Source organism: Streptomyces sp. NRRL F-2664, assembly GCF_000719345.1.
Classification (GTDB): domain Bacteria; phylum Actinomycetota; class Actinomycetes; order Streptomycetales; family Streptomycetaceae; genus Streptomyces.
Map to the genome: position 1 here is coordinate 1 of NZ_JOFX01000079.1, position 9,679 is coordinate 9,679.

Consider the following 9,679-nt stretch of genomic DNA (forward strand, 5'->3'; position numbering starts at 1 on the left):
GGCCCCGGCTCCGCAGCTCGGAAGCCGCCGACCGGTGGACCTCGCTGGCGATCGCCGCCTACGCCCAGCTCCGGCCCGCCCGGCCCCCCGCCATCGATCTTCGACGGCCGTGGGAGAAGCCGGCCGAGCCGAACAGACCGACACCCGCCCGCGTTCGCAGAGGGTTCAGGAACCTCCACGCGAAGACGGGCTCTCCGGCCGGTGCACCGAAACCGCCCCGGCCCCGGCCCCGGCCCCGGCAGGCCACCCGGCTCGAAGAACCGCCGCATGGCAACCCGCTACGACGTGGGCAGAGTACTTGCCACTGGCGAGGCGTTCAGCCGCCCCACCCGTTGCGATTGCTCGTACGGCACCGTCCGGCCAGACCACCTACTACAGCTGGAAGTCTGGTGGAGATTACCGGGAGCGGCTTGCGAAGGTGACCGGGCAGGACGGCAAGCAGACCGAGATCAGCTACGGCCTGGCCGACGGCAAGGAGACCGTCACCGTTCACGACAGCCAGGGCGACAAGCAGATCACCCTCGACATGGGCGAGGTTTCCAAGATCACCGCAGGCGGCAGCACCATCACCCCCACCTGGATGTCCCTCATGTCAGGTGACAACTTTGCCGGAAACGTCCCCCAGAAGATCTCCTACCGGGACGGCAACCAGACCACCACCACGTTCACCTACAAGCCGGTACCCGACCGCGGCTTCGAGGTGGCGACGGCCGACGTCGGCTGAAGACCGGCGGAACTCCCGCGCGGGCGGCCGAGTACCGGTCCGGCGCCTCTCCCCCGACACCCACAAGGACAGCCACACCGCCGCGGCGGTGTGGCTGCCGCGGGGCCGGGAACGGGACTGGAGACAGTTCCCACCACGCCGGTCGGCTACCGGGGCCCTGCTGGCCTGGCCGAACTCCCCTGGCAGCCTGGTACTGGCCGGGACCGGGGGCACCGGCGTCTGCGGTGCCGGCCTGGCCCGCGTCCCGGCCGCCGAGGACGTCGAGACGGCGGAGATCGACCGCCCGGACCGCAAGGCACGGCGCTGGCAGCCGCAAGTCCGAGCCCGTCGGCGCCTGCGCGGCCGCCCGCGCGGCTCTGGCCGGGCGCCGCACCGGTCCACAAACGGCGCGACGGCAGTTCCATGATCGGAGTTACACCGTTTTCCTCACCAGTCCCCCACGGAGACGCCCCCGCTGCTGCAAAAATCGAAAGAAGGTACCCGGCATACCGAAGACACAAAATCTGAGAACCCGGCGAAATGCGCCGGTGTCTCAGGTGAGTTGTGATGGCACTACGGGGTGTCTGCTGCTGGCGGAGGCGGAGCTAGGGGGCAGGTGAGGGGGAGAACGCGCTCGGTCAACTGCCCGGTGAGGCGGGTGTCCGTGAGGCTGGCGGCGGTGAGCCAGTCCGCTGCAAGCAACTGGTCTACCAGGTAGTGCAGTTCGCTCGCATCGGCTGGGACCCAGGAAGCGAGGTCGCTCAGGGGGATGCCATGGCCGTCGGGCCCGAGAGATCCCGAGGTATCGGTCTGAGTAGCCAGAGTCAGGGCCAGCAACCGGGTACCGGCAGTGGCCTTGGACTGGCGGAGCCGCTTGTCGGAGGTCACCTTCTGGGCCCAGCCGGAGAGCTTTGGCCGCATCTTTCTGCCGAATGTGAACGGGCCCGCTCCGCCTGCTCGGGGTGCCAGGGAGGGGACGGTGACCGGAGTGGGGTTCTCCGCTCGTGAGGCGAGCAGGTCGCCGGCGGTGCCGGGGAGTCCGAGCCATCCGCAGCCGGTCAGCCTCTCGACGAGGTCTTCCGTATCGGCCAGGCCCAGGGCGGTGAGGTCCTGGCCGACGAGGTTGCCGGTGCCGGTGTGGGCGGTGCGCAGGGTCAGCATCAGCACCAGCAGCCGTGCATCCGGTCCTGGCAGCGGAGCGTGGTCGGTGACATGGGCGAGGACCGTGCGAGCGTGCTCCCATTGTGTGGCGCCGGTCAGCAGCCGGGCTACGGCCGGCCCGCCGTCACCAGTGATGCGGCCGGAGCGCTGCTGGTGCTGGACGCGGGTTGCCGCAGCGGCCTGTTCAGCGCGCCGGGCCTCCCACCGCAAGCCCCCGTCACCGGTGGCATCGGCCCAGGAAGTGAAGGCGCGGGCTTTGCGTTCCTGGAGGTCGGCGAGCAGCGCCAGGTCGGGCAGGTCGCGGTGCTGGTAGGCACGGAAGAGGTCGCCGAGTTCGATGAGCTCGTCCCGCAAGGCGACCGGCCGCAGGCCTCGGGGGATGACCCGCTGGGCGATCTTAGCCTGCTGTGGGCGGCGGCGCGCAGGTGCCGAGCGCGGCGGGTCGGTGACGGTCTGGTGGTCGGAGAACCGCGGCATACCCGCGTCCGCGGCGGGGGCGGGAGCCGGGCGGTCCGCGGCTTGGGGAGCCTGGGAGGTGCCGGCCGTCTTCGCTCCGGGGGTGGCGGCCACGCACCGCGAACAGCACTCCATAACCTGCCACCAGCGTCCTTGCCGGTCGGTGGTGACGGCCAGGACGACTGGGCCGCCACACCGCCAGGCTTCAGCACGCTCATGACGGCCGGTGTCGGGGAGATGGGCGTGGCAGCCCTCGGCCCTGCACGCGCAATACACCCCGGCTCTCGGGGCCGGAGCAGCGCGCAGGTGGGCCTCGAGGTGCGCGATGGCTGCGGCCCGGCCAGCGGCCGCGGAAGGAAGGCGCTGCTCGGCGCAGGCGGGACGGCTGCACGAGATGCGCACCGCCGTACCGCCCCGGCCAGCGGCGTCCAGCCGCACCGTCCATCGGCGCCCCGGCACCCGCTCGACCAGTTCATTCATCGCGGCCTGCGCCATCCTGTTCATCCTCCCCGGGTGTCCCCGATACCCACCGCCCGGCCGCAGCAGTCTTGGAAGCGGACAACGGCCCTGCCGCCGGGCGCGGTAGCAGGGCCGCCACACGGGTCCAGCCCTCGAGATGGTCAGGGGCCAGGGGCACGTGTCCGTACTCCCAACGCCTCTCCCGTGCCGCGGTTACGTGCATTGGGCCGGTCAGTGCAGGCGGCTGCTGACGCCGTCGTGGCCGCCAGCGCTATCGTCGTTGAACTGGTAGTCGTCGGCAGCCGGTTATCGGAAGGCGTGCCCGCCGCCTGCAGGCAGAGCAACGGTCACCGCCCGGGTCCCGTCGCGGCGGGCCGCCAGGGTGTGGGCGCCGGGCTTCCAGTCGTTGAAGTCGCCGACCCCACACTGACCGGGCCGGGCTGGATGCCGGTGCCGGCGGGCAGGGCGAAACGCGGCCTCGGTGCGGTTCTTGCGCGAAGCACGCCCCAGCACGGGGAAAGCTCGCCTAGAACAAGGGGCGAAGTGTCCGCCGATACGTCCTTTGGGCGTCATGTTGCGGCGCGCCGCAACATGACGCGGGGCCATCCTTTGCCCGCTTTGCCCGCCGGCTAACGATCCGCCGCCGAAAGAATGCGGAATGTGGGGGTGTGTGCGAATGTGAAACCAGGAGTCCCAGGCACCGAGGAGTCACCCGCCATGGACGGCATCCAGGACCACAGACGGGAATCCGGCCACGACTGCGGCGGGCAGGAGCGCACGTTCCACGCCGGCCAGGACCCAGTCCATCCCGAACCGTCCCCACACGGCACGGGCCCTGAACGCGAACGCCGCCGCGAGGAAGACCTCCGCGACTGGGACGGGCACGACGAAGGCTTCTGAACGACAGCCCACCCCGCACACGCAGAGCCCGGCCGGGTCGGTCGTCCCCGGCCGGGCTCTGTCACGCCCGCACGGCCGCGGACCTCCTCACCGGACGGCGTGCTCATCGAGAACGCTGATGCCCAGCCCATGGCCCGAGCATTTCCACCGCCCTCCCGCAGCGGGTTTCCGGAACACAGGCAGGTGCCGGCGGCGGCGCGCTACCCCGCCGCCACTGCGCGCAGCAGCAGTCCCGCGTCTGGTAGGGATGCTGGCCGGTGGAGGGGAGAGTGCCGGGGAGCGCCGCTCGGGTGGCCGCTGTCCTGCCTGACGGGCAGGAGTTGCGGCTCATCTGTATGAGCGGCGGCGCGCCGCTGGGGGCTGGCAGTACCGGCGGGCCATCACAGGTCTTCGCCAGGGTTCAGCTCCCCTATTCACTACTCAGGGTGACGGATCCTCAGGGCCGGTCGTTAGTGGCTGGTGGATAGGACTGGGGCGGGCAGGGCGTCGATCAGCTGGTCGATCTCGTTGTCCGTGTTGTAGTAGTGCACGGAGGCGCGGACGACCGAGGTGAGTGACCGGGGTTCGAAGTCCCAGCGCGCGTAGTCGGCGATGGAGACCGAGACGTTGATCCCTTGCGTCTGGAGGGCCCGTGCAATGTCCTGGCTGTCGTGGCCTTCGACCGTGAAGGTCACGATGCCGCACTGGCGCGCCCCCCGGTCGTGGACCCGCACCCCGGGCAGCGTCCGCAGGCTCGCGCGCAAAGTGGCGGCCAGGTGGGTCACCCGTTCCTCAATCGCGTCGAGGCCGAGGCCGAGGGCGTAGTCCACGGCGGTGCCCAGGCCGATCTTGCCAGCGTAGTAGGTCTCCCAGTTCTCGAAGCGGCGGGTGTCGGCCCGGATCCGGTAGCTGTCGGCCGACGTCCAGGTGGCCGCGTGCAGGTCCAGGAACGGCGGCTCCAGCTGTTCGCGGATCCGGGGCGAGCAGTACAGGAAGCCGGTGCCGCGCGGGGCGCGCAGGAACTTGCGGCCGGTTGCGGTGAGCAGGTCGCAGCCGGTCTCGCCGACGTCGACGGGCATCTGGCCGACGGACTGGCAGGCGTCGAGCAGGTAGACGATCCCGGCTTGCCGGGCGACTTTTCCGATCTCGGCGGCCGGATTGACCAGGCCGCCCTGAGTCGGGACGTGCGTGACTGCGATGAGCTTGACCCGTTCGTCGATCATGGAGCGCAGAGCGTCGATATCGAGCTGGCCGGTGGCGTCATCCGGGACGACGTCGACGTGCACGCCGTGGCGGCGGGCGGTCTGCAGGAAGGCGATGGCATTGCTGGCGTACTCGGCGCGGGCTGTCAGGATGCGGTCGCCTTCGGCCCAGGGCAGGGAGTAGAACGCCATGTCCCAGGCCCGGGTGGCGTTCTCCACCACCGCGATGTCGTCTCGTCCGGCACCGACCAGACGAGCCAGCGCGTCGTAGGTGTGCTCGATCAGCTCGGCCTGCGAGGCCGCGGCCTCGTACCCGCCGATCTGCTCTTCCAACCGCAGATGCCCGATCACGGCATCGACTACCGGGCGGGGCGCTAAAGCCGCCCCCGCGTTGTTGAGGTGGACCACCCGAGCGACTCCTGCCGTCTCCTGGCGGACCCGCTCAATATCGATCGCCATCAGCACCCAACTCCTTCACAGCCTTCGCGAGTGGCCACGGTATGGCCGAATCCTCACAGATGTTCGCATCACCCAAGAATGCCTTGCGGGGACCTGCGGCCTTCGGGCGGCTGAAACGCGGGGTCGCATGCGGGCAGGGATAGCGAAGGATACCCGCCGCGGGGTGGTGATCTCCGGCGGAAACGGGAGCGACTCCGGGTGGATCGGGAGCCACTGACTGGGTGACCCGCTCGAACGCGGCGGAGTGTCCGGGAGCGTTTGGTCAGAGGCGCCTATAGCGTGTGGGGGCGGGCCCCGGCCCCGCCTCCCTGACAGACGCGGTCAAGGGGCCCGCACCCAGAACGCCTCGGGCCGGGCTGGACCCCCTCGGCGTCCGCAGGGCGTAGGCTCGGGCGCCGGGACCGAGGTATCCGCGGCGCATTGCGAGGGCAGCCTAAAATTTGACGAATTCGCCGAAAGTGGCGCCCGCCATCAGTCGCGCAAGCTCCTCACACACGTAGAACCGCTCACCTGCCAGAAGGTGGCCTTCCCTGGTGAGGACGACCATGATGCGATACACCTGCGAGTCGCGTGGCGCCTTCATTCGGAGGTCGTACTCCAGGCACGCGCTGTGCGAATCCCAGCATTCACTTACAGGGGCATGTGATTCAATCAGCGGGAAGAAGCTGTCGAAGTGCTCCCGATAGAATCGCTCGACCTTTTCTCTGCCTTCAAGCCTTAAGCGGGCCGGGTGGAACTCGTAAACAGGGTCGTCGACCAGCGTGTCCATCGTCCCCTGCAGATCGGTGTTCATTTCGCAGGCGGAATGGGCCCTCATGAGCTCACGCATTGTGTCTGCCGACATCTCGTTCGGCCTTTCTGCGCCGGAGTCTCCGATCACTTGTCCTGATGACTATACTTCCGCTCACCGCTGTATTTCGGCGAAGGGGGAGCAGTGGAAATACGAGGAGCCTGGCCCGGCCAGCCACGCAGGCCCGGGCACTCGGCATTCGTCGGACGGGGACAGCACGGCCTCCGCCCGGGGCACTGGAAGCACCGTCTCTCTCGGAGTGCTGGCACTTCACGCCCTTCTCCGCGACAAGACCAAGGACCGTCTGCCACCGAGGCATCCGGGACACGCACGTCCGGCAGCGACCCCATCAAGTCCGGGTCGAAGAAGCAGTTCACGTCATCCACAGCAGGTCAGCCACCCCCGCCGTGCTGCCTCGGCTCACCGACTCGACGCACCCCTGTTTCCCTTGGCCAAAGACATGGGGCACCCCCCGGGAAGCGTTGGTTCTAGCGGTTGTCGCAACACCCCAGTTCACTCCGCCTCGCCCGACCACTGATGGTGCCCCCCCGAGTTGTGTAACAGCGATCTCCGCATAGCCCCTGGTCAAGGGGCGGCCATCGCGCAACTCTCCGCCTAGAGAGGTTCGTTGAAGCGAGAGGCGCCGCGATGGCCTTGCCCCGGCATGACCTGCTCCGCCTGATGGAGTCCCTGCGGACGGCGGACGGAAGCGAGTTGATCAGGACCCCGGCCGAGCGGATCCAGCAGAACTCATCGAGGCCGAGGCACCGCCCACATCGGCGCGGAGCCCGAGCGAGCACACCGGGACCCGCACGACGATGCGCAACGGACACCGGGAGAAGGTGCTGACCACACAGGCCGGAGACCTGGGCCTGGCGATCCCCGAGGTCCGCACCGGGTCGTTCTTCCCGTCGCTTCCGGAAGGTCGGCGGCGCATCGGACGGGCTCTCTACGCGGTCGTCATGGAGGCATACGGTGCAGGCGTGTCCACCCGCAGCGTGGACGACCTGGCCAAGGCCCTCGGCAGTGACACAGGCATCTCCACGAGCGAGGTCTCCAGGATCTGCGGCCCTCGACGTCGAGCTGAGCGTGTTCCGCCCCCGCCCCCTGGCCCACACCCGCTTCCCCTGCATCTGTCTGGATGCCCTCTACTGCAAGGCCCCACCAGATCGTCTCGCAGGCCGTGGTCGCCGCCACTGGCATCACCCGAGGACGGCGGACTCGAGGTCCTGGGGCTGATGGCCGACGACAGTGGGACAGAGGTGTTCTGGAGCGGACATCGCCCGCGGACCGCTGGCAGGACGCCTGCTCGGTCCACGACAGAGGCTTCGGAACCACGCGGCAACGGCCAGCGCCCTGCGGAGCACCCTGAGCGACCCCTGGCAGTGAACACACCCCACCCCCATCTCTCTCCTCTTTGCGCACAGGGGGTAGGTCAGCACAGTCACCATCCGCCTGGCGGGTGGTGACCTGCAAGAACGGTCAACCGTCAACGGCTGGCCTTACCCCTCAGGTTCCCTCTCAGGTTCTCCCCCAGTTTCTCCGTCAGCTTCCCCAACTGCGGTACGTGCTTCGGCCTGCAAGATCACCACCACCTTGCATTCACACCAGGTTCAACAGGGATGTCGGTGAGGGGGAGGGCAAACCGCCCGGACCAGCGGTCAGATCAAGGAGAGGCGTGACCGTCGCCTCCAGTTCTGTTCAGGCGGCGGTGAGCGTGACGCGACGCGGCCGTCTCCTCCTCCTGCACGGCTTCTTCCAAGGTCGTCATGAGGTGCCTGCTGACCCGCATCCCCGCGGCGTCGTGATGGGCGCGGACCGTGGTGGAGTCCACGCTGACCAGCGACAATTCCGACCTGCCCACCCGAGCACCCTCGGCGATCAGGCCTTCCAGCAGCGCGGTGAACACACCGGCGTCCCGCCTTACGCGAAAGCGCCCGTAGACAATGGGCCAGGGTCCGAACTCGGCAGGCATCTCCCGCCGCTGCCCACTGGAGCGAAACCGCCAGATCACACCCTCGAACTGCTCCCGCAACCGCTCCGGATACGGGCCGTACCTACCGATCGGCAAGTACGGCTCGATGAACTGCTACCGGGCATTGGCCAGTTGCCTACGCATCACAGCCCCAGTCCTACCGGATTCCACCCCGCGAAACGAGGCAGAACCCATCAGCTGATCACGACATCACACAGGCCTAGTTGTTCTGTCGCGGGAGGTTGTGGACGGGTGATGCAGATCTCGGTTAAGGGATCTTGAAATGGGTGAGGGCCTTCTGGCCTGGTGTGGATTGCGACATCTGCACCGGCGACCAGAAAGGCCCTCGCGCCCCACCGTAATGCACCCCTGACCGAGACTTGGACGACTCCGGCTGGCCCGCTGCGTGGTCGAGGACGGCGGCTGGCCCCTGCGGCGAGCCGCCGAACGCTTCCAGGTCTCGCCCACCACCGCCCAGCGGTGGGCCACTCGCTATCGCGCCATGGGCGAAGTGGGCATGGAAGACCGCTCATCACGTCCCCGTCACAGCCCGCGCCGCACCCCGACCCGCGCCGAACGCCGGATCATCAAGGTCCGCGTCACCCGCCGCTGGGGACCGGCCCGCATCGCAGGCCTCCTGGACCTGGTCCCCTCGACCGTGCACCGGGTCCTGACACGCTTCGGCCCGGCCCGTCTCAGCCACCTGGACCGGGCCACCGGCCACGTCATACGCCGCTACGAACGCGACCGGCCCGGCGAACTCGTCCACGTCGACATCAAGAAACTCGGGAACATCCCCGACGGCGGCGGCCACAAGACCCTCGGCCGCCAGGCCGGCCGCAAGAACCGGGCCAACGCCGGCTACAGCTACATCCACACCGCCGTCGACGACCACTCCCGCCTCGCCTACAGCGAGATCCTCGCCGACGAGAGGAAGGACACCGCCACCGCCTTCAGCGGGTCCAGGCCTACTTCACCAGCGCCGGGATCACCGTTCGCAGGCGCCCTCGCCCCCTTGCCTCCGTCCAGGCCGCCTACTCCCACTCGGCGACTGCCTGCTCGTCGCGTTCGGCAAACTCGCGGGGCGGGGACCTTCGGGTTGAAGTCGGGCCGGTGCATCAGCATCGCGGCACCGGAGGCGCCGTGGGATGTGTGGAACCTTTTCGCCGTTCAGCGCGGCCAGGCTAAGCGACTCGCCAGCGAACCCTCTACGCCATTCGGAGCTCTGATCGGTGGAGACGAAACGGTCGTTGTTCTGGTGGGATTCTTATCGATCATCTTCCTTTGAGCTTTTGAGGTCTGTTGTGCCTTCTGATCAATGTGGCCGTCGTGTCCGCCGTGTTCGCCGTGTTCGCCGTGGCAGTGTGGCGGGTCTTCTTGCTCTGGCGGCGGGTGCCGCCGTCGGGGGCGGCACAGGCGAGGCCTTTTCTGCTCCCGGTTCCCGCTCCACAGCTGCTGCTGTGCCTGGTGTTTCCGATGCTGTGTCGGGTGTGTTTGCGCCGGGTGAGGAGGCGGGGGGTGCGGTGGATGTGCGGACCGGCCGCTACTCCCTGGAGGTGCCGCTCCTGGCGACGGCGGGGCGTGGGGAGGCTTCG

Annotated in this window: 5 protein-coding genes and 5 pseudogenes; 4 read left to right on the plus strand and 6 right to left on the minus strand. The window is 68.7% G+C overall.

The annotated features are described in order from the left end of the window. Window positions 1-327, plus strand: a pseudogene (locus IF89_RS48230) (transposase); the annotation flags it as partial. A gap of 91 nt (window positions 328-418) precedes the next feature. After that, window positions 419-724 carry a hypothetical protein gene (locus IF89_RS45075; RefSeq protein ID WP_030776061.1) on the plus strand — a complete coding sequence of 102 codons (306 nt, stop codon included), beginning with the start codon at window positions 419-421 and terminating at the stop codon, window positions 722-724. Window positions 725-1,276: 552 nt separating this feature from the next. On the opposite strand, the gene IF89_RS0133175 is transcribed toward IF89_RS45075, so the two are convergent. The 5 genes and pseudogenes from IF89_RS0133175 to IF89_RS48240 form a co-directional block, all read right to left on the minus strand. Next, complete coding sequence (locus tag IF89_RS0133175; RefSeq protein WP_324605391.1) at window positions 1,277-2,434, minus strand: hypothetical protein; 1,158 nt, start codon at window positions 2,432-2,434, stop codon at window positions 1,277-1,279. Window positions 2,435-3,487: 1,053 nt separating this feature from the next. After that, on the minus strand, window positions 3,488-3,664 hold the full coding sequence (locus IF89_RS46405; protein ID WP_158718026.1) for a hypothetical protein: 177 nt from the start codon (window positions 3,662-3,664) through the stop codon (window positions 3,488-3,490). A 464-nt stretch (window positions 3,665-4,128) separates the two neighbouring features. Then, on the minus strand, window positions 4,129-5,319 hold the full coding sequence (locus tag IF89_RS0133185) for an aminotransferase class V-fold PLP-dependent enzyme (protein WP_030776069.1): 1,191 nt from the start codon (window positions 5,317-5,319) through the stop codon (window positions 4,129-4,131). 433 nt (window positions 5,320-5,752) lie between these two features. Beyond that, window positions 5,753-6,112: a hypothetical protein gene (locus IF89_RS0133190; protein ID WP_158718027.1), complete on the minus strand. Its 360-nt coding sequence runs from the start codon at window positions 6,110-6,112 to the stop codon at window positions 5,753-5,755. Between the two features lie 164 nt (window positions 6,113-6,276). After that, window positions 6,277-6,509: pseudogene (locus IF89_RS48240) on the minus strand (hypothetical protein); the annotation flags it as partial. A 248-nt stretch (window positions 6,510-6,757) separates the two neighbouring features. On the opposite strand from IF89_RS48240, the pseudogene IF89_RS43050 reads away from it, so the two are divergent. After that, window positions 6,758-7,383: pseudogene (locus IF89_RS43050) on the plus strand (transposase); the annotation flags it as partial. Window positions 7,384-7,829: 446 nt separating this feature from the next. On the opposite strand, the pseudogene IF89_RS0133195 reads toward IF89_RS43050, so the two are convergent. Continuing rightward, window positions 7,830-8,192 (minus strand): annotated as a pseudogene (locus tag IF89_RS0133195) (transposase); the annotation flags it as partial. A 261-nt stretch (window positions 8,193-8,453) separates the two neighbouring features. On the opposite strand from IF89_RS0133195, the pseudogene IF89_RS43055 reads away from it, so the two are divergent. Further along, window positions 8,454-9,086 (plus strand): annotated as a pseudogene (locus IF89_RS43055) (helix-turn-helix domain-containing protein); the annotation flags it as partial. Window positions 9,087-9,679: the final 593 nt, after the last annotated feature.